16 protein-coding genes are annotated in these 19,388 nt (G+C 56.8%); 6 read left to right on the top strand and 10 right to left on the bottom strand.

Translation table 11 applies throughout. The annotated features are described in order from the left end of the window. The first annotated feature begins 108 nt into the window (after positions 1-108). From zapG to degS, 3 genes are all read left to right on the top strand, one after another. Positions 109-507, top strand: coding sequence for a Z-ring associated protein ZapG (zapG, locus tag IM304_RS18595; RefSeq protein ID WP_022649554.1), 399 nt, complete (start codon positions 109-111; stop codon positions 505-507). Between the two features lie 170 nt (positions 508-677). Beyond that, positions 678-2,045, top strand: coding sequence for a serine endoprotease DegQ (gene degQ / locus IM304_RS18590; protein ID WP_148422337.1), 1,368 nt, complete (start codon positions 678-680; stop codon positions 2,043-2,045). A 92-nt stretch (positions 2,046-2,137) separates the two neighbouring features. Beyond that, the gene (gene degS, locus IM304_RS18585) at positions 2,138-3,205 is read left to right on the top strand and encodes an outer membrane-stress sensor serine endopeptidase DegS (RefSeq protein ID WP_148422336.1); all 1,068 of its coding nucleotides are present in this window, start codon (positions 2,138-2,140) and stop codon (positions 3,203-3,205) included. Positions 3,206-3,256: 51 nt separating this feature from the next. Here the strand turns inward: degS and mdh are convergent, their stop codons facing one another. After that, positions 3,257-4,195 carry a malate dehydrogenase gene (gene mdh / locus IM304_RS18580; RefSeq protein WP_023298737.1) on the bottom strand — a complete coding sequence of 313 codons (939 nt, stop codon included), beginning with the start codon at positions 4,193-4,195 and terminating at the stop codon, positions 3,257-3,259. 398 nt (positions 4,196-4,593) lie between these two features. Between mdh and argR the strand changes: the two genes are divergently transcribed. Continuing rightward, complete coding sequence (gene argR, locus IM304_RS18575; RefSeq protein ID WP_148422335.1) at positions 4,594-5,064, top strand: transcriptional regulator ArgR; 471 nt, start codon at positions 4,594-4,596, stop codon at positions 5,062-5,064. Positions 5,065-5,442: 378 nt separating this feature from the next. Continuing rightward, positions 5,443-5,706 (top strand): peroxide/acid stress response protein YhcN, encoded by a 264-nt coding sequence (gene yhcN / locus IM304_RS18570; protein WP_148422334.1) that lies wholly within the window; start codon positions 5,443-5,445, stop codon positions 5,704-5,706. 56 nt (positions 5,707-5,762) lie between these two features. On the opposite strand, the gene IM304_RS18565 is transcribed toward yhcN, so the two are convergent. From IM304_RS18565 to aaeX, 5 genes are all read right to left on the bottom strand, one after another. After that, the gene (locus tag IM304_RS18565) at positions 5,763-6,038 is read right to left on the bottom strand and encodes a barstar family protein (RefSeq protein ID WP_148422333.1); all 276 of its coding nucleotides are present in this window, start codon (positions 6,036-6,038) and stop codon (positions 5,763-5,765) included. 45 nt (positions 6,039-6,083) lie between these two features. Further along, on the bottom strand, positions 6,084-7,538 hold the full coding sequence (locus IM304_RS18560) for an NAD-dependent succinate-semialdehyde dehydrogenase (RefSeq protein WP_193355865.1): 1,455 nt from the start codon (positions 7,536-7,538) through the stop codon (positions 6,084-6,086). A gap of 86 nt (positions 7,539-7,624) precedes the next feature. Further along, positions 7,625-9,592, bottom strand: coding sequence for a p-hydroxybenzoic acid efflux pump subunit AaeB (aaeB, locus tag IM304_RS18555; protein WP_176609364.1), 1,968 nt, complete (start codon positions 9,590-9,592; stop codon positions 7,625-7,627). A 5-nt stretch (positions 9,593-9,597) separates the two neighbouring features. Next, positions 9,598-10,530, bottom strand: coding sequence for a p-hydroxybenzoic acid efflux pump subunit AaeA (gene aaeA, locus IM304_RS18550; RefSeq protein ID WP_193355864.1), 933 nt, complete (start codon positions 10,528-10,530; stop codon positions 9,598-9,600). A gap of 7 nt (positions 10,531-10,537) precedes the next feature. Further along, positions 10,538-10,741: a p-hydroxybenzoic acid efflux pump operon protein AaeX gene (aaeX, locus tag IM304_RS18545; protein ID WP_003860416.1), complete on the bottom strand. Its 204-nt coding sequence runs from the start codon at positions 10,739-10,741 to the stop codon at positions 10,538-10,540. Positions 10,742-10,920: 179 nt separating this feature from the next. On the opposite strand from aaeX, the gene aaeR reads away from it, so the two are divergent. Continuing rightward, entirely contained in the window at positions 10,921-11,847 is a 927-nt protein-coding gene (gene aaeR, locus IM304_RS18540; protein WP_148422329.1) for an HTH-type transcriptional activator AaeR, read from the top strand. 111 nt (positions 11,848-11,958) lie between these two features. Here aaeR and tldD read toward each other — a convergent pair whose 3' ends face one another. From tldD to IM304_RS18520, 4 genes are all read right to left on the bottom strand, one after another. Continuing rightward, positions 11,959-13,404, bottom strand: coding sequence for a metalloprotease TldD (gene tldD, locus IM304_RS18535; RefSeq protein ID WP_148422328.1), 1,446 nt, complete (start codon positions 13,402-13,404; stop codon positions 11,959-11,961). A gap of 84 nt (positions 13,405-13,488) precedes the next feature. After that, positions 13,489-17,289, bottom strand: a complete 3,801-nt coding sequence (yhdP, locus tag IM304_RS18530; RefSeq protein ID WP_193355863.1) for an AsmA2 domain-containing protein YhdP — start codon at positions 17,287-17,289, stop codon at positions 13,489-13,491. A 44-nt stretch (positions 17,290-17,333) separates the two neighbouring features. Further along, positions 17,334-18,803, bottom strand: coding sequence for a ribonuclease G (gene rng, locus IM304_RS18525; RefSeq protein WP_193355862.1), 1,470 nt, complete (start codon positions 18,801-18,803; stop codon positions 17,334-17,336). Continuing rightward, complete coding sequence (locus IM304_RS18520) at positions 18,793-19,386, bottom strand: nucleoside triphosphate pyrophosphatase (RefSeq protein ID WP_193355861.1); 594 nt, start codon at positions 19,384-19,386, stop codon at positions 18,793-18,795. Before IM304_RS18520 ends, rng begins: the two co-directional genes overlap by 11 nt. Positions 19,387-19,388: the final 2 nt, after the last annotated feature.

Below are 19,388 nucleotides of genomic sequence, written 5' to 3'. Positions count from 1 at the left end.
TACGTCAGGATTCCACTTCTGCGGAAATAGCGGTTATAGTGGCATAATCAGGCACAGGCAGGAGCCGAGCCAACACCCTACGGAACAACAAGACAACGGGAGAAGTTCATGACCTGGGAATATGCGCTAATCGGTTTAGTCGTCGGCATCATTATCGGTGCCGTGGCCATGCGTTTCGGTAACCGCAAATTGCGTCAGCAGCAGTCACTGCAATACGAACTGGAAAAGAACAAAGCCGAACTGGAAGAATACCGCGAAGAGCTGGTCAGCCACTTTGCCCGTAGCGCCGAGCTGCTGGACAACATGGCGACAGATTATCGCCAGCTCTACCAGCACATGGCAAAAAGCTCCAGCAGCCTGCTGCCGGAAATGACCGCGGAAAGCAACCCCTTCCGCAATCGCCTGGCGGATTCAGAAGCCGGTAACGATCAGGCACCGGTGCAGATGCCACGCGACTATTCTGACGGCGCGTCCGGCCTGCTGCGCGGTGGCGTAAAACGCGATTAATCGCACAAGCTGAATAAATTTAACGGGCGCACCTTATGCGCCCGTCCTTTCTTCCCGTCCCCAGCTATTATTTAGTCAAACACCTCATTGTTCAGCGGTTGAAAATTCAATAACATCAAGATGTTTTTGGGGCCGTTCTTTTTCATTCCAGGATACGAGAGTCAGCATCGATGAAGAAAAAAAACCAGCTGTTGAGCGCCTTAGCGTTAAGTGTCGGGTTATCTCTCTCGGCGTCCTTCCCTGCCGGTGCGGCACTGCCTTCGCAGGTGCCGGGACAAAACGCTATCCCAAGCCTCGCGCCAATGCTTGAAAAAGTTCTGCCTGCGGTGGTCAGCGTTCAGGTGGAAGGGACGGCACGCCAAAGCCAGCGCATCCCCGAGGAGCTAAAGAAATACTTTGGCGATGACGCGCCCGATCAGCAGGCAACGCCGTTTGAAGGCCTGGGTTCAGGGGTGATTATCGACGCGGCCAAGGGCTATATCCTCACCAATAATCATGTGATCAGCCAGGCCGACAAAATCAGCGTCCAGCTGAATGACGGCCGGGAGTTCGACGCAAAACTGATCGGCGGCGACGATCAGAGCGATATCGCCCTGTTGCAGGTGCAAAAGCCCAGCAACCTGACCCAAATCGCTATCGCCGATTCCGATAAGCTGCGCGTCGGTGATTTTGCCGTCGCGGTCGGCAACCCGTTCGGCCTGGGCCAGACCGCCACCTCCGGGATTGTCTCCGCGCTGGGGCGCAGCGGCCTGAATCTGGAAGGGCTGGAAAACTTTATCCAGACCGATGCCTCCATCAACCGGGGCAACTCCGGCGGCGCGCTGCTTAACCTGAACGGCGAACTGATCGGCATTAATACCGCCATCCTTGCCCCTGGCGGCGGCAGCGTCGGGATTGGCTTTGCCATCCCGAGCAACATGGCCAAAACGCTGTCGCAACAGCTGATTCAGTTTGGCGAGGTTAAGCGCGGACTGCTGGGCATCAAAGGCATGGAGATGAGCGCAGATATCGCCAAAGCCTTTAACATTAACGTCCAGCGCGGGGCGTTTGTCAGCGAAGTACTGCCAAATTCCGGTTCGGCGAAAGCGGGCGTGAAATCCGGAGACGTCATTGTCAGCCTGAACGATAAGCCGCTGAGCAGCTTCGCGGAGCTGCGATCGCGTATTGCCACCACGGAGCCTGGCGCTAAGGTGAAGCTGGGCCTGATCCGCGAGGGCAAACCGCTGACCGTGGAAGTGACGCTGGATAAGAGCACCTCCTCTTCCGCCAGCGCGGAACAGATATCCCCGGCGCTACAGGGCGCAACGCTGAGCGACGGCCAGCTTAAGAACGGGACAAAAGGCATTTCCGTCACGGCCGTTGAGAAGAGTAGCCCGGCCGCGCAGGCGGGGTTACACCAGGACGACGTGATCGTTGGCGTGAACCGCACCCGCGTGCAGTCCATCGCCGAAATGCGCAAAGTGCTGGAGAGTAAGCCGGCGGTCATTGCCCTGCAAATTATCCGCGGCAACGACACCCTCTACATTTTACTGCGTTAACCATTTGCGACTCCGGGCATCGCCGCCGCGTGTGATGTCCGGATAACTCATGTTATGCTGCAAACCGTTCCTTTATTAACGACACACGCATCATGCTTTTAAAGCTCTTTCGTTCAATTGTCATTGGTCTGATCGTTGCCGGTCTGCTGTTAGTGGCTATGCCGTCTTTACGCCAGTTCAACAAACTGTCGGCTCCCCAGTTCGACAGCGCGGATGAAACGCCTGCAACCTACAATCAGGCGGTACGCCGTGCCGCCCCCGCCGTGGTTAACGTCTATAACCGCGGGCTTAACAGTTCCGCTCATAACCAGCTGGAAATTCGCACGCTCGGGTCCGGGGTGATCATGGATGACCGGGGTTACATCATTACCAACAAGCACGTGATCAACGATGCCGACCAGATCATTGTCGCCCTGCAGGACGGTCGCGTGTTTGAAGCCCTGCTGGTGGGGTCGGACAGCCTGACCGATCTGGCGGTGCTGAAAATCAACGCTACGGGCGGTCTGCCCACTATCCCGATCAACCGCAAACGAACCCCGCACATTGGTGACGTGGTGCTGGCGATTGGTAACCCGTATAACCTGGGCCAGACCATCACTCAGGGGATTATCAGCGCAACCGGCCGAATCGGCCTGAACCCGTCAGGGCGACAGAACTTCCTGCAAACCGATGCCTCAATCAACCACGGTAACTCCGGCGGCGCGCTGGTGAACTCGCTGGGCGAACTGATGGGCATTAACACCCTTTCCTTCGACAAGAGCAACGATGGTGAAACACCGGAAGGGATTGGCTTTGCCATTCCGTTCCAGCTGGCGACCAAAATTATGGACAAGCTGATCCGCGATGGCCGCGTGATCCGTGGCTACATTGGTATCGGCGGGCGTGAAATCGCGCCGTTGCATACGCAGGGCGGTGGTATCGATCAGATCCAGGGGATTGTGGTTAACGAAGTCGCGCCTGGCGGCCCGGCGGCCAATGCGGGCATTCAGGTGAACGACGTCATCCTTTCCGTCAACGGTACGCCAGCGGTCTCTGCGCTTGAAACGATGGACCAGGTGGCTGAAATTCGACCGGGCTCTATCATCCCCGTCGAAGTTATGCGTAATGACAAGAAGCTGACGATTCAGGTCACCATTCAGGAATACCCGGCCACTAACTGACGGGCATAAAAAAACGGAGCGTAGCGCTCCGTTTTTTTTACCGGGACAAAATCACTTGTTAACGAATTCTTCGCCCAGGGTGATATCTTTTTTCAGCGTATCCAGCATGCCTTCCATCGCGTTTTGCTCAAACGCGCTCAGCGTGCCGATAGACTTACGCTCTTCAACGCCGTTTTTACCCAGCAGCAGCGGCTGAGAGAAGAAGCGCGCGTGCTCGCCGTCGCCTTCTACGTAAGCGCATTCAACCACGTTTTTCTCGCCCTGCAGCGCGCGAACCAGAGACAGGCCGAAACGCGCCGCCGCCTGGCCCATAGACAGGGTTGCAGAACCGCCACCCGCCTTCGCTTCCACCACTTCGGTGCCCGCGTTCTGAATACGTTTGGTCAGATCGGCCACTTCCTGCTCGGTGAAGCTCACGCCCGGGATCTGCGACAGCAGAGGCAGGATGGTCACACCAGAGTGTCCGCCGATAACCGGCACTTCCACTTCCGTTGGCTGCTTGCCTTTCAGCTCAGCCACGAAGGTGTTGGAACGGATGATATCCAGCGTAGTCACGCCGAACAGTTTGTTCTTATCGTAAACACCCGCTTTCTTCAGCACTTCCGCAGCGATGGCAACGGTGGTGTTCACCGGGTTGGTGATGATACCAATGCACGCTTTCGGGCAGGTTTCAGCGATCTGCTGAACCAGGTTTTTCACGATGCCCGCGTTGACGTTGAACAGGTCTGAACGATCCATACCTGGTTTACGCGCAACGCCAGCGGAGATCAGCACGACGTCGGCACCCTGCAGCGCAGGACGCGCATCTTCACCGGAGAAGCCTTTGATTTTCACAGCTGTCGGGATGTGGCTCAGGTCAACCGCCACGCCAGGGGTTACCGGAGCAATATCGTACAGGGAGAGTTCTGAGCCTGAAGGCAGTTGGGTTTTCAGTAGTAGGGCAAGCGCCTGGCCGATACCACCAGCAGCGCCGAGGACTGCAACTTTCATCCTAAACTCCTTATTATGGTTAACTTTAAGTATCTGTAACTCCGTTGCGGCGACCATAATTCAGCAAGTCATTAATTACAATTTTCGTAGCTAAAGAATTTGAGGTCGCGCGTCTTTCGCCTTCACCTGAATACTATCGGGCTGCGGGCAGCAACGAATTAAGAGGGGGTTACAATACACCCTGCCACACCACCAAAACAACATCATTTTGATAACATTTAATTTACTTTTAAGCTTATTTGCGCGGCGTGACCCAGGCATGTTTTCCGATAACGAAATCTGATAAAATCACTCCCTTTCATAACATTATTTCAGCCTACCCGCTGGCAGATTGTTTGCATAAAAATTCATCCACATGCATAATAATGTTGTTTCTACCGTCATATTCCGGGTGACTTATGCGAAGCTCGTCTAAGCAAGAAGAATTAGTAAGGGCGTTTAAAGCGCTACTTAAAGAAGAGAAATTCAGTTCTCAGGGAGAAATTGTTCAGGCGTTGCAGGAACAAGGCTTCGACAACATCAACCAGTCGAAAGTCTCCCGCATGTTAACCAAGTTTGGTGCGGTGCGTACGCGTAACGCTAAAATGGAAATGGTCTATTGCCTGCCTGCTGAACTTGGCGTGCCGACCACCTCCAGCCCGCTGAAGAACCTGGTTCTCGACATCGACTATAACGATGCGGTGGTGGTAATCCATACCAGCCCCGGTGCCGCACAGCTGATTGCCCGCCTGCTGGACTCGCTGGGTAAAGCTGAGGGGATCCTCGGCACCATCGCCGGTGACGACACCATCTTCACCACACCAGCTAACGGTTTCTCTGTTAAAGACCTCTACGAGGCTATTCTGGTTCTGTTCGAACAGGAACTGTAATTGCCCGCCCCGCAGCATTCGGCTGCGGGGATAATGCTGCCGCTGCCTCGTTTCACCCTGCTTTCCTCTACCTATTACTTTTGCATTTAGTGCTTTTTACCGTTTGTTAACATTCACCCAGTGAATAATCTGCCGCTAAATCGCACAAAAAATCAAATTCTCATATCCTCTTGATTTTCATTATAAAACGCAGCTTTTACTGCGCGATAGCCCCCTTTTTTATGCAATACGGTTATTAAAACCAACTTTTTTAACGCGTAATAACAAGCGCAACCATTAGGCTGGTATTAATTTTTTGTGTGATTAGTGTATACTTGATTTTGTGATGAGGGTCACAGAACAAAGACCCCAGTAAAATAATTGACGAGGTAAATAATCATGAAAATCAAAACCACTGTTGCTGCCCTGAGCGTACTTTCTGTCCTGTCATTCGGTGCCTTCGCAGCCGACACTATTAACGCCGAGCAGGCACAATCCCGTCAGGCTATCGGGACGGTTTCTGTCGGTGCCATCGGTACTTCTCCGATGGACATGCACGAAATGCTGAACAAAAAAGCGGAAGAACAGGGTGCGTCAGCCTATCGCATCATCGAAGCGCGCAGCGGCGACCACTGGCACGCTACCGCAGAACTGTACAAGTAAACCCTCGTCGTATCTCATCATACGACTTGCCCCTGGCCTCCCGGTCAGGGGCTTTTTTATGGGTGACGCACATTGAAGCGTAGCTGCCCTTCCAGCTCCTCTTCCGCTTCATCAAATAACAAAATCAAGGCACCGAAGCGTCTGCGCTGTTTTTCAGGCAGATGGGTGAACTCGATTTCCAGCGGTAGCGGCAGCCGATCGCCGGTAACCACATCCCACAGCATATCCAGATTGCTCACGCTGTCCCGCTCCAGGTCGAACGCCCGAATAAACTCGCGATAGAAGTCTTCCTGACTGTCGATTTCATCAAAATCAAAGGTATAAATTTTCATTGCCAGCCACCCGGTACAGGCGGGCGGCAGATGCCGCCCTGTTTATTATAATCCCCCGATATGCAGGGTTTTAACTTCGAGAAACTCCTCCAGCCCCAGCACGGAACCCTCACGGCCCAGCCCGGACTCTTTTACTCCCCCAAACGGTCCCAGCTCGGTCGATACCGCGCATTCGTTAATGCCGATCATGCCGCTCTCAATCGCCTGCGACACGCGGAACACGCGCGACAGATTCTGGGTATAGAAGTAGGCCGCCAGCCCGTATGGCGTATTGTTGGCGCGCATGACCACCTCATCTTCCGAGGTGAAGCGGAAGCAGGCGGCTACGGGACCAAAGGTCTCCTCTTCTGCCAGCTTCATCCCTTCATGACAGTCGCCGAGCACGGTTGGCATCCAGAAGTTACCGCCAAGCTCGTGCGGCTTACCGCCAGCCAGCACGGTGGCGCCCTTCGCTACCGCATCCTCGACGTGCTCACGTACCTTATCGACAGCCGAAGGTTCAATCAGCGGGCCGACAACGACTCCCTCCTCCAGGCCGTTACCGACCTTCAGCGCCTTCACCGCGTCGGCAAGCTGATTCACAAACCTGTCGTAGACCGTTTCCTGAATATAGAAGCGGTTTACGCTGACGCAGACCTGCCCGGCGTTACGGAACTTATTGGCAATCGCGCCCTTAACGGCGGCATCAATATCCGCATCCTCGAAAACGATGTAGGGCGCGTTGCCGCCCAGCTCCATCGACACTTTTTTCATCGTTTCCGCGGCGTTGCGCACCAGCGTTTTCCCGACGGCGGTTGAGCCGGTGAAGGAGATTTTGCGCACGTCGCGGCTGGCCATAATGGCGTCGCTGATTTCTGAGGTACTTCCCGCGACCGCGTTGAGCACACCATCCGGCACGCCGGCCTGCTTCGCCAGCGTCAGCAGCGCAAAGGCGCTCAGCGGCGTGTTGTTTGCTGGCTTAATGACGCCGGTACACCCTGCCGCTAGCGCCGGACCGAGCTTGCGGGTGAGCATAGCCATCGGGAAATTCCATGGCGTGATGGCAGCTACCACGCCGACGGGTTCACGGGTTGCCAGAATACGGGAGCCGGGCTTAACCGGAGGGATGATTTCACCGTTGGCGCGCTTGGCCTGCTCGGCAAACCACTGAATGAAGCTGGCGGCATATTCTACTTCGCCCTCAGCCTCTTTCAGCGGCTTACCCTGCTCGGTGGTCATCAGCCGTCCGAGCCAGCTTTTGTTCTCAATAATCAGTTCATACCAGCGGTAGAGGATCGCAGAGCGCTCTTTTGCCGTTTTTGCGCGCCATGCGGGAAAGGCTTTGGTCGCGGCCGCAATGGCCTCTTCGGTTTCGGCTTTCCCCGCTTTCGCCACCCTGGCGATTGTCTCGCCCGTGGCGGGGTTCAGCACGTCAAACGTGGTGTCGAGGGTTTTCCAGATACCGTTAACCAGATACCCGTTCTGAAAAAGAATACTGTCCTGAAGAGCCTGGGTTGTCATGTGTCCTCCCTTCCTGAATGTTTGAACCTGCAGGAATAAGTATAGCCACAAAAAAACCGACGCTTTTGGCGTCGGTTTTCTCTTCATCAGCTGTCCGTCAGCGCATTCTGGTAGCGGTGGAGCATAAATACCAGCCGCTCTACCGGCTCGGTGACCTGCGGCGGGGCTTCCCAGATCCGCAGCTTCTCCTGGTAAACGTCCAGCTCCTCCAGCAGCTGCCTAAAGTAGCGGCGACGCTTGTCATCGCTGGATGCAGAAATCACGTGGTCCGCCGTGCGCCGAAGCTGGCGGTGGAAGGCGGATAAATCGTCGTTGATCGGCACCGGCGCGTTTCGCAGACGCTGGTGCGCAATAATCATGGTCAACGCCAGGCGGAACCTCGCAATATCGCCCGGGAATTTGTTCAGCAGCAGGAAAAGCTGCTGATAGAGCGCTGGCAGGTGGTTCTCCTTGCGCCGAGCGGTATTGGTGGTCAGGGAAGAGACGGCCGCCGACACGAACTGATTCAGCAGCACGCGCCCTGTCCGCGCCCGGGAGTTATCCCGCACCAGCAGGATCACCATCATCGCCAGGAAACAGCCCACCAGCTGGCCCAATGCGCTGTCCAGGAACTGGCTGAAATGGAAGGTCATCGGGTTATCCAGCACGATGATGTTAATGGTGCTCGCCAGCGCCCCCAGCGATCCCAGGCGGCGCTTCTGAACCTCTATGCCAATAAAGAACGCCATTACCGCCAGGCTGATACAGAGTAAAAGCATGCTTTGCTGCGTCGAGGGGATAATCACCAGGAAGTAGAGCGCGCCAATGGGTAACGCAGCAATGGTGCCGTACAGAAAATCGATGGCGACCATGCGCGGATTGGGCAGACGCATCGCCAGGGCGGTAACGACGGCAATCATCACCATCGCACCGCTACCGGACGTCCAGCCGGTCCACAGCCAGAACAACGTGCCGAGTATGCAGGCCAGGGTGGTACGCCAGAAGTTGACCATCGCATGATGGCGCTCGGCGGATTCCGGCTTGATCACCACTTCGCCCTGTAACACTTCTTCTTCCGCCGCACTGATTTTGGTGTTGCCCGTCACGCCGCGCTTCAGAAGCAGATAGCGCGTCGCCGCGCCGACCCAGGTATAAATGGTCACCGGGGTATCGCGCTCCCCTGTCCAGGCGATAACCCGACGCATGCGCTTAAGCTGTCGGTGCACGTCCTGCACCGTCTCTACCGGCTCGTCAAACAGCTCGCGGAAGGTATCCGTTACCGCTTCAGGACGAGTGTTCTGAATCAGGTAGGTTTCGCACGCCTGGGTGATCAGCGTTAACGACACGGTATTGATCGCTTTCAGACGACGGTTTGCCCGATCCCAGCGGGAAGACTCCATATTGAGATTACTGCGCATCCCTTCCAGCGCCTGCGTACGGCGCACCAGGCCGCTCCAGGCTTTGTCGACCTCTTCGCTGTCGCCATGCTTAATGCACAGCTGCATGAGCTGGTACTGGGCAACGATGAGCGCATCCAGTTCCCGATCGACTTCCTGCTTGATGGATCGCGGAGAGAAAAGCAGATCCGCAACTATCGCGCAGACGATGCCGATGACAATTTCGCTGCAACGCTCCACGGCGAACTGCGGGGCGAGCAGCGGTTCGGTCTGAATAGTGATGATGATAATCAGCGCGGTATACCCGGCCAGACCCCAGGCGTAGGAGTTCTCAACCTTCACCAGAGAAGAGACCCAGGTACAGAAACCGGCCCAGATACAGCACACGATAAGCATCAGCAGCGGGGTGCGGATCATCAGTATGATTATGGTCAGCGCGGCGATACAGCCGATAAAGGTCCCGATAATGCGCAGCATCCCGCGATAGCGGATTGCCCCGGAGTAGGGTTCACCGCCGGCAGCAAAGGCGGGACCGGCGGCGACAATCGCGGCGGTCAGAACGGCCCAGCGCGGCGTTTCAAGCTGGAAGTGGAAGCCAACAAACAGCGCCAGCACAATGGCGCATGCCAGCTTCACGGCGAAGCGGATGTGCTGGCTGGCGATGGAAAAAATGCCCATACCGATTAACCAAACTCGCGCAGGCGATGGGCGATTTGACGGAAGAGCGAATCCTGGCTGGCATCACGGTCTTTTTCACCGGTGATCACCACCGTCGCGGTGGTGCCTGCGGGCCAGAGGTTACTCTGCTGCTCATCCAGACGAATGCGTACCGGCACGCGCTGCGCCAGGCGCACCCACTCAAGGTTGGAGTCTACGGTCGCCATCCCTTTCGCATCATTGGAGCTGCTGGCGTTAGTTACCCCCGCTGCAATGCTGTCCACGATCCCTTTCAGAACCCGGTTGCTGCCGAGCGGCGTGATTTCGGCGCGATAGCCCGGACGTACGCCTTCCAGCTTGGTCTCTTCCATATAGGCGAGGACGTAGAAGGAGTTCTGTTTCACCAGCGCCACGGCGGTTGAGCCGCGCGTGATAAACTCGCCCGCATAGACGTTAAGGTTGGTCACCCAGCCATCGGACGGGGCGCGGATAACGGTACGCTCCAGATCGAGCTTCGCCAGATCGCGCGTCGCCTGGGCTTTTGCCAGCTGGTGCAGCACGGTTTGCAGAACGTTGTTGGACTGGTCAATCTCTTCTCGGGACATGGCCTGGATGCCCAGCCTGTTACGGCGCCCTGCTTCACGGCGTTTTTCCGAGGCCAGCGCGTTGTAATACGCCACATCCGCTTCTGCTTCTTCGAGGGCTTTTTGATAGCGCGGCTGGTCGATGGTGAACAGCACCTGATCTTTTTTTACCAGCTGGTTATCGTGGACGTTGACGGCCGTAATAAGCCCGGCGACATCTGGCGCGATGGCGACCACTTCGGCGCTAAAACGCGCATCGCGCGTCCACGGTGACTCGGTGTAATAGACCCAGGCGCGAAAAATAGCGATGAACGCCAGGATGACCAGCGCCATAGTGATGGCGGTGCGGGAGATTTTTCTTGTTAGCGTTTTCACATCAACCTCAGACAAACATGCGCGATATTAAGTAGAACAGGCAGCAATACAGCGCGGTATTAAACAATGCAGGGTGCCAGACGAAATCATAAATCCCGGTGGGGACCAGCACCTTGCGCACCAGCCAGAAGATCGCCAGTGATAAAAGAAGCTCGAAAAATATCGGTGGGAACGACAAACCGAACACCACGATAACGGGAAACAGACTCATGTTGACCTTGATTAGAGAGAGTGCAGGCTACTGGATTGTTAAGCACGCGCCGCCGCAGGAGAGCAGGAAATGCCGGGCGAAAGTGGCGCAGCCGTTATGTAATTAATAGTATATTAACGTAACTGTTATGCTGTTATCTATCATATGTGATCTAAATCACTTTTAAGTAAGAGTGAATAATGGAACGTCTAAAACGCATGTCGGTGTTTGCCAAAGTGGTTGAACAAGGCTCTTTTACCGCCGCAGCTCGTCAGCTACAAATGAGCGTCTCATCCATTAGCCAGACGGTGTCAAAACTGGAAGATGAACTCCAGGTAAAGCTGCTTAACCGCAGCACCCGCAGCATCGGGCTGACGGAGGCCGGTAAGATTTACTACCAGGGCTGCCGCCGGATGCTGCATGAAGTGCAGGATGTACACGAACAGCTCTATGCTTTTAACAACACGCCGATCGGCACGCTGCGCATTGGGTGTTCTTCAACTATGGCACAAAATGTTCTCGCTGCCATGACGGCGGAAATGCTGAAAGAGTATCCCGGCTTAAGCGTCAATCTGGTGACGGGCATTCCGGCACCGGACCTGATTGCCGATGGATTAGACGTGGTGATCCGCGTTGGCGCCCTGCAGGACTCAAGCCTGTTCTCGCGTCGCCTGGGCAGCATGCCGATGGTGGTCTGCGCCTCGAAAAGCTATCTGGCGCAGTATGGCGTGCCGGAAAAACCCGCCGATCTCGGCAACCATTCATGGCTGGAATACAGCGTGCGCCCGGACAATGAGTTTGAACTGATCGCACCGGAAGGGCTTTCCACCAAACTGCTGCCGGAAGGCCGGTTCGTCACTAACGATCCGATGACCATCTCGCGCTGGCTGGTTGCCGGCGCCGGGATCGCCTACGTGCCGCTGATGTGGGTGATCAACGAGATCAACTCCGGCGAGCTGGAGATCCTGTTCCCCCGGTACCAGTCCGATCCGCGTCCGGTTTATGCGCTCTATACCGAAAAGGACAAGCTGCCGCTGAAGGTGCAGGTCTGTATTAACTATCTGACGGACTATTTTGTGGAAGTGGCGGAGCTGTTTCAGGGCATGCGGGGAAGAAGGAAAGAGTAGGCCTTCCCCCTCATCCCGGCCCTCTCCCAAAGGGGCGATGGCGAAAAGACCGCACGGAGCAGTCCCCTTTCCCCGTTGGGCAGAGGGTCAGGGTGAGGGGAAAATGAAAAATTACGCCGTGCCGCCCACCGTCAGGTTATCGACCTTCAGGGTTGGCTGGCCCACGCCTACCGGCAGGCTCTGACCTTCTTTGCCACAGACGCCCACGCCGTTATCCAGCTTCAGATCGTTACCGACCATGGAGATCTGCTGCATTGCTTCAATCCCGGATCCGATCAGCGTCGCCCCTTTTACCGCTTTGGTCACTTTGCCTTTCTCAATCAGATACGCTTCTGAAGTCGAGAAGACAAATTTGCCGGAGGTGATATCCACCTGCCCGCCGCCAAAGTTTGGCGCGAAGATGCCGTAATCAACGGATTCGATAATCTCCTGCGGCGTGGATTTGCCCGGCAGCATGTAGGTATTAGTCATGCGCGGCATCGGCAGGTGCGCGTAAGATTCACGACGACCGTTGCCCGTTGGCGCAACGCCCATCAGACGCGCGTTGAGCTTGTCCTGCATGTAACCCTTCAGCACGCCGTTCTCGATCAGCACGTTGTACTGGCCCGGCGTACCTTCGTCGTCGATAGAAATCGAGCCGCGACGGTCGAGCATGGTGCCATCATCCACCACGGTACACAGCTCGGAGGAGACAAGCTGCCCCATCTGGCCGCTGAATACCGACGTACCGCGACGGTTGAAATCGCCTTCCAGACCGTGCCCAACCGCTTCGTGCAGCAGCACGCCCGGCCAGCCAGCGCCCAGCACCACCGGTAGCGTACCGGCGGGGGCTGCCACGGCAGACAGGTTAACCAGCGCCATGCGCACGGCCTCTTTTGCCCACGCATCCGCGCGCGCTTCGCCGTCAACATCGCCCAGGAACCAGTCATAGCCGAAACGTCCGCCGCCACCGCTTGAGCCGCGCTCGCGCTTGCCGTCGTCTTCTACCTGAACGCTGATGGAGAGACGGACCAGCGGACGCACGTCGGCGGCCAGCGTACCGTCTGTCGCCGCCACCAGAATCAGCTCATAGACACCGCTCAGGCTGGCAGACACTTCCTGCACCCGTTTATCCGCTGCACGGGCCACTTTGTCCACGCGGCGCAGGATGTCCAGCTTCTCTTCGCGGCTCATGCTTTGCAGCGGATCGATGCTGGTATAGAGCGCAGAATGCTGTACTTCACCCAGGGTTTTTACGCGACCGTCGCCGGTATCGCGCACAATGGTTCGCGCGGCCTGCGCGCTCTGCTCAAGTGCGGCCAGGCTAATCTGGTCAGCATAGGCAAAACCGGTTTTCTCGCCGCTGACGGCGCGTACGCCGACGCCCTGGTCAATGTTGTAAGAGCCATCTTTAATGATGCTGTCTTCTAAAACCCAGGATTCGTGATAGCTCGACTGGAAATAGAGATCGCCGTAGTCGAGACGGCGTTCGGTCAGTTGACCAAGAATGGAGAACAGGTCCTGATGGCTCAGGCCGTTCGCTGCGAGCAAATGTTCACTTACCAGGTTCAGACTCATCGTATTGCTACTCGTTCGTTGCCGCCCGTGGCGGTATAAAGATCGTATTTATTGAGAGTGAGGCAATTACCTGCCCACGTCAAATCATTGCTGTGCTTCTTTGCGCGGCTGGCGCAGCACTTCATTAATCTGCGGTTTATCGATTGGGCCCGTAATGCGGTAGCGCAGAATCGAGACTTTGCTCCATAGCGGCCCCAGCACTTTGCTGGCGGCAAATACCGCTGCACCGATAATCGGGTTGACCACGAAAGCCGTCGCCACGCCCACGGTGGCTGAAATTTCCGGGGCGACGACCGCTTCCATATCCAGCTCACGACGCACGAGGTTCACCGACCCTTTCATGGCGATATCCGCTTCCAGGCCGTCCACCAGCGTATCGTCGGTATGCATAACGCCATCCTTGATCCAGGCCGTTGAGCGAATGGAGTCATAATAGAAACCCTCGTTAAAGGTGTCGCTAAAATCGAAGCGCAGCTTGCGCAGCAGCGCGTCAAAGCTCAGCAGGCGCAATATCTGCCCCGCATGACCGGTGCTGACATCGGCTATTTCACCCTTACCAAAGCGGGTTCTGAGAATACCGTTGAGCGAGGCCTCATCCGGCGTCCACGGCGCGGCGCGCCAGTGCAGATCGTAATTCACATCGAAGGACGATCCGCGAAGCGGCGTGCTGATACCGAAGAAGTTAGCCGCGGCATCGAGCTTGTTCCCTTTAATATCCCCTTTCAGCGAGGTGCGCTGTTCACCCGGTTTATTTACCCATTCGCCTGCGGCGGTAAGGCGTCCAAAGCCAGTATCCACCAGCCCACCGGAGAGGCTCAGCGTATGGCCCTTAATAGCAAAATCACCGTCGATACGGCCATATTTTTGCCCCCACAGCCAGCACTCCGCGCAGCGAAGCTGGAGATCGGGCCAGCCGCTGAAATCCACGCGCGCGGAGCCACTCAGCGGCGAGGCAGTCGTCGGCTGGGCGTTAGCTGCCGCAAAGGTCGGGTTGTAATAGAGATAGCGAATTGCCGCCTGCCACGGGGCGTTATCGCGCATCGTCAACGTGCCGTTAATTTCCCGCCCCTTCGCCTCCACGCGCGAGCCGTTAGCCACAGGCCGGGAAACAATGCTCAGGTTATTCCACTGCTGCCCCCCCAGCGTCAAAGCCGGCGTGCGCAAGGTGATGGCCTGCGGGAACTGCGCCGTTTGATCGACGTTTTGTCCTACCCCTTTCTGGAACAGCGCCAGCCACTGCGCGCCGTCCAGCGGCGGGAGGTTCAGTTCAACCCCCGCCTGCTCCGGCAGCGGCGGCAGGGTTCGGCTGTCCGTCGTCCAGATCGCCCTGTCCAGCGTCAGCTTGCGGCTGAGCAGCCAGCGGCTGTTAAAGTGGTTCGTTCCGCCAGCGTTACCGGTTAAATCAAAGCTGTTGAGGTTACCCGCAACGTTAACGTTAACAGGCAGTGGTTCACCGCTTTTCTTATTCAGCGGCGCGGGAAGCTGGCTGCTGAGATTTTTCAGGTCGCCAGTGATATCGACGCTGTAGCGCGCCCCGGCGTGATAAGGCAGGTCGATGGCGACCTTGCCATTCCATGACACCGCACCGTCCACCGCGTTCTCAATCGGCTTCGGCAGAACATTCATGCGTGACGGCTGCCAGTTCGCGTCCATATTTACCGCCACCTGATAGGCTTTATCGCCCTCGGTAGTGGAGAAATCGATATTGACGGGTTGATTAAACCAGGTCGCTTTCAGCGGCTCGCTTTTCAGATTGCCGTTAACAAAGCTGAACTGTCCGCTGAGGTTCTTCAGGGTACTGTCCAGCGGCTTGATATAGAGGCTGTTGTTGTTAAGGCGTACGTCGCCTTTGGCGGTAGTCATCTCGCCGTCGAGGGGAATATCCAGATGTAAGCGAGCATTCACATCGCCATCTAACTGTAGCTGCTGAAGGGTAGCTGCCAGGGAGTCATTCAGCGGCGTTTCCTCAAAGTACGGACCAACCGCTTTACCCGGCCCCTGAATATCCGCATCAATCAGCAATTTCTCTTTGGAGTAATCCGGGATATTCGCCGTCAGGTTGCTGGCGGTCACGCCGCCCAGCGCAACGCTGTCGGTCTTCATCCACAGGCCGTCATTCAGGAAGTTGAGTTCGATATCCAGATTTTTCAGCGCGGGCCAGCCCGGCTGGAAGGCATAGGTGGCGTTGCGCAGCGGCACCAGCACCTGGAACTGCCCTTCGTTATGTTTGTACGGGAACAGGTGCGGATTACCGCCGTAGACCAGCGTGGCGTTATCAGCCTGACCGCCCTGAATGGCGCCGCTGAGGTAGTCCACCAGCGCCTTGCCCATCAGGTTTTCCGGGAAGTAGCGCCACGCCTGCGAACCATCATCCGTGCTGATGCCCGCCAGAATACCCAGCCACGGCTCATCGCCTTCAGGCTGTAGATAACGGAAGTTTCCGCGCGCATGTACCGCTTTGGCTTTTACATCGATGTCGCGGCCATCCAGCTGAAAACCGTTGCCATTCTTCAGCCAGTTGAGCGTAGCGTTGCCTTTTTCGATTTCCAGCGGTGCTCGAAAGACCGTTTCGTACGGCATGTTGGCGTCATGCATTTCTGCCGTCAGCCTGCCGTTCTCCACGCTACCTTCCAGCTTGCCGCTGAAGTGTTCAGCACCCGGCAGCAGTTTCCACTGGTTCCACGCGAGGTTTTTCCATGACGCCTGGAAGCGTGTCTTTTCCGTAGCCTGTAGCGGAATATCCAGCGCCAGCCGGTTTATCTGCCCGCTCGGCTGCGTCGCCAGCCAGATTTCGCCCAGCTCCGGAGAGAGTTTTGCCGCCATTGAACGCAGCCCTTCGATCGCCGTCAGATCCAGGTTACTGGCGCGGATACGCAGCTCGTCGCTGCGTTTACTGCTTATCCCGCCCACGTCCTGCTCCGGCATCCACGCCAGCGTCAGCGCGCCGCGCGGCCAGGGTTTGTTATCCATGGATATGCGCGTGTCGGGAATAGCGAACTGCCAGCCGCCTTTTTCCTGGGTAACGTGCGCGGTGAGGTTATCGACGGAAAGCTGATGCTGACGGCGTTCCCCTTTCCAGCTCGCGCCCCCCTGCTTCAGCCAGATATCTCCGCTGGCGAACGCGCCGTTTGTCAGCGTCATCCAGCCTTCGAGGCTGAAGCGCGCGGTTTCGAGCTGCATGTTTTGCTGCAGCCATTCCCCCAGCCACGGCTTCACATCCACGTCGTCCGCCTGTAGCCAGACCCTGCCGTTGTTCAGCAGGCCGTTGTCGTCGCGCAGATCCATCCGCACCTGCATAACGCCGTGCTGCCCGTTCAGGCTGGAGAGATTCACCTGTCCCTCGGCGCGGTGGCGATCTTTCCCGTTAAGCCATGTCAGCTGCGGGATAGCCAGCTCAGCGCGCTGCCCGGAAAGGGTAATAAAGCTCACTTCGCTGTCGCGTAGATCGAAGTGATCGAACTGACGCAGGAAGAGATCGCTGATACGGTTAGCTTCCAGCCCCTGATTGCCGTCACCGCTTCGCAGCGGCGTGTTGGTTATTAGCTGTAGCTGCCAGAAGGTGAGATCGCGAAACTGCCAGCGCATATGCAGCAGGCTTTGCCAGACGTCCAGCGCCAGGGTGACGCGTTTGATTTTAAGATGGCCGCCATCTTTCAGGCCGGCACTGATATCCCGCGCATCGAGCGTCGGGCCGAAGTTCTGCCAGCTTGCTTCGATGTGGCTGACGTCCACCGGCATCCCGGTGGCGGATTCGATTTTGGCCAGGATCTGCGGACGCCAGCTGTCCAGGTGCGGTAAGGCGAGACGCAGCCCGCTCACGAGCAACGCGACAATCACGACCAGCGTTGCCCCTGTAAGCAGTAAAATCCCCGGCAATCGCCTCACGCGTCTCTCCTTGTCAGCCTTTATTCTCGCAGCGAAAACTGCGCTTACATCATTACGACGTCAAACTGCTCCTGGTTATAGAGCGGCTCAATTTGCACTTTTACCTGTTTGCCGACAAAGATTTCCACTTCCGCCAGCGCGTGCGACTCTTCCCCTTTCAGGGCCTCCGCCACAGCAGGGGAAGCATAGACCAGAAAACGGTCCGAGTCGTAGGCGTGATGAACCCGCACAATCTCACGCATGATTTCGTAGCAGACCGTCTCCACCGTCTTTACCGTTCCGCGTCCATGGCAGGTTGGACACTCATTGCAGAGCACATGTTCCACGCTTTCACGGGTCCGTTTCCGGGTCATTTCCACCAGACCCAGCTGCGAGAAGCCGTTGATGCTGGTTTTCACGCGATCTTTACTCAGCGCCTGCTCCAGCGAGTGCAGCACGCGACGGCGGTGATCTTCATTATTCATATCGATAAAGTCGATGATGATAATGCCGCCCAGATTGCGCAGGCGAAGCTGGCGCGCAATGGCCTGCGTCGCTTCGATGTTGGTGTTGAAGATGGTGTCATCAAGGTTGCGATGGCCGACAAACGCGCCGGTATTGATATCAACGGTGGTCATCGCTTCGGTCTGGTCGATGATCAGGTAACCGCCCGATTTCAGCTCCACCTTACGCTCCAGCGCGCGCTGAATTTCGTTTTCAACATCATACAGGTCAAATATCGGCTGGCGGCCCGTGTAATGCTCCAGCAGGCCCGGCATTTCCGGGATGTATTCGGCGGTGAACTCCAGCAAGGCTTCGTACGTCAGGCGGGAGTCCACGCGGATGCGGTCAAGCTGGGCGTCGGCAAAGTCACGCAATACGCGCTGGGCGAGCGCCAGCTCACCGTAAAGCCGATAGCGGGTCTGGTTGCGTTTTTTACGCTCCATCACCTTGGTCCAGACGCGCTTCAGGTAGGCCGCGTCAGAGGCCAGATCGTCCTCGCTGATCCCTTCGGCCGCGGTACGGATAATAAAGCCGCCCTGCTCGTCGCAGTAGGCGCTAACCACCTTTTTCAGGCGCTCGCGCTCGCTTTCGCTTTCGATACGCTGGGAGACGCCAACGTGCGACGCGCCCGGCATAAACACCAGGTAGCGTGAAGGCAGGCTGATGTCGGTGGTCAGACGCGCGCCTTTGGTGCCCAGCGGATCTTTCACTACCTGCACCATCAGATCCTGGCCCTGACGCACCAGCTCAGAGATGTCGCGCACGGCAAACTGCTTTTGCTCTTCGCCTGCCACGCATTCGGTATGCGGCATGATATCGGAGGCATGTAAAAACGCCGCCTTATCGAGCCCAATATCTACAAAAGCCGCCTGCATACCCGGTAGTACACGACTGACACGACCTTTGTAGATATTGCCTACGATTCCGCGCCGCGCTTCACGCTCAATATGGATTTCCTGAAGAATGCCACCATCAATGTAGGCCACACGGGTTTCCGATGGCGTTACGTTTACCAACAATTCAGCCGTCATAATTATCCCTTCCCTCACGCAGTGAGTTAAAATTGCTCAGCAACTCATACGTTTCCACCAGCGGTAAGCCGACTACGGCGTGATAGCTGCCATTTATCTTCCTGACAAAACAGCCACCCAACCCTTGAATACCGTATGCACCTGCTTTATCCATAGGTTCACCGCTGGCGATATAGCCGGCGATCTCCTCGTCGGTGAGGACTCTGAACGTCACTTCCGTAATCACCAGGCAATCCAGCACGTGCTGGCTATCCGCCAGCGCCACCGCCGTCATCACCTGATGCGTTTGTCCGGACATTTTGCGCAGCATCCGCGCCGCGTGGGCCGCGTCGCGGGGTTTCTCAAGCACTTCACCATTAAGAATAACGATGGTGTCTGCACCCAGCACCGGCAGGTCACGCGGCACACAGGCAACGCCCGCCTGCGCTTTCTCGCGCGCCAGACGGGAAACGTACTGCTGAGCGCTTTCGCCCTCAGCGCGTTTTTCTTCAATACCGGTAACGATGCGTTCGAAGGACACGCCCAACTGCGCGAGCAGTTCCTGGCGACGCGGAGAACCGGAGGCAAGATACAGAGACGTCATAG

Source organism: Enterobacter cloacae complex sp. P40C2, from assembly GCF_014930695.1.
GTDB classification, from domain to species: domain Bacteria; phylum Pseudomonadota; class Gammaproteobacteria; order Enterobacterales; family Enterobacteriaceae; genus Enterobacter; species Enterobacter pasteurii.
The sequence above is the reverse complement of the archived record's forward strand: the minus strand, read 5'-3'. Positions and strand labels throughout refer to the sequence as shown.

Excerpts from the sequence above, each read along its gene's own strand:
- zapG (WP_022649554.1), top strand. The coding sequence starts at position 109 with ATGACCTGGGAATATGCGCTAATCGGTTTAGTCGTCGGCATCATTATC.
- degQ (WP_148422337.1), top strand. The coding sequence starts at position 678 with ATGAAGAAAAAAAACCAGCTGTTGAGCGCCTTAGCGTTAAGTGTCGGG.
- degS (WP_148422336.1), top strand. The coding sequence starts at position 2,138 with ATGCTTTTAAAGCTCTTTCGTTCAATTGTCATTGGTCTGATCGTTGCC.
- mdh (WP_023298737.1), bottom strand. The coding sequence starts at position 4,195 with ATGAAAGTTGCAGTCCTCGGCGCTGCTGGTGGTATCGGCCAGGCGCTT.
- argR (WP_148422335.1), top strand. The coding sequence starts at position 4,594 with ATGCGAAGCTCGTCTAAGCAAGAAGAATTAGTAAGGGCGTTTAAAGCG.
- yhcN (WP_148422334.1), top strand. The coding sequence starts at position 5,443 with ATGAAAATCAAAACCACTGTTGCTGCCCTGAGCGTACTTTCTGTCCTG.
- IM304_RS18565 (WP_148422333.1), bottom strand. The coding sequence starts at position 6,038 with ATGAAAATTTATACCTTTGATTTTGATGAAATCGACAGTCAGGAAGAC.
- IM304_RS18560 (WP_193355865.1), bottom strand. The coding sequence starts at position 7,538 with ATGACAACCCAGGCTCTTCAGGACAGTATTCTTTTTCAGAACGGGTAT.
- aaeB (WP_176609364.1), bottom strand. The coding sequence starts at position 9,592 with ATGGGCATTTTTTCCATCGCCAGCCAGCACATCCGCTTCGCCGTGAAG.
- aaeX (WP_003860416.1), bottom strand. The coding sequence starts at position 10,741 with ATGAGTCTGTTTCCCGTTATCGTGGTGTTCGGTTTGTCGTTCCCACCG.
- aaeR (WP_148422329.1), top strand. The coding sequence starts at position 10,921 with ATGGAACGTCTAAAACGCATGTCGGTGTTTGCCAAAGTGGTTGAACAA.
- tldD (WP_148422328.1), bottom strand. The coding sequence starts at position 13,404 with ATGAGTCTGAACCTGGTAAGTGAACATTTGCTCGCAGCGAACGGCCTG.
- rng (WP_193355862.1), bottom strand. The coding sequence starts at position 18,803 with ATGACGGCTGAATTGTTGGTAAACGTAACGCCATCGGAAACCCGTGTG.
- IM304_RS18520 (WP_193355861.1), bottom strand. The coding sequence starts at position 19,386 with ATGACGTCTCTGTATCTTGCCTCCGGTTCTCCGCGTCGCCAGGAACTG.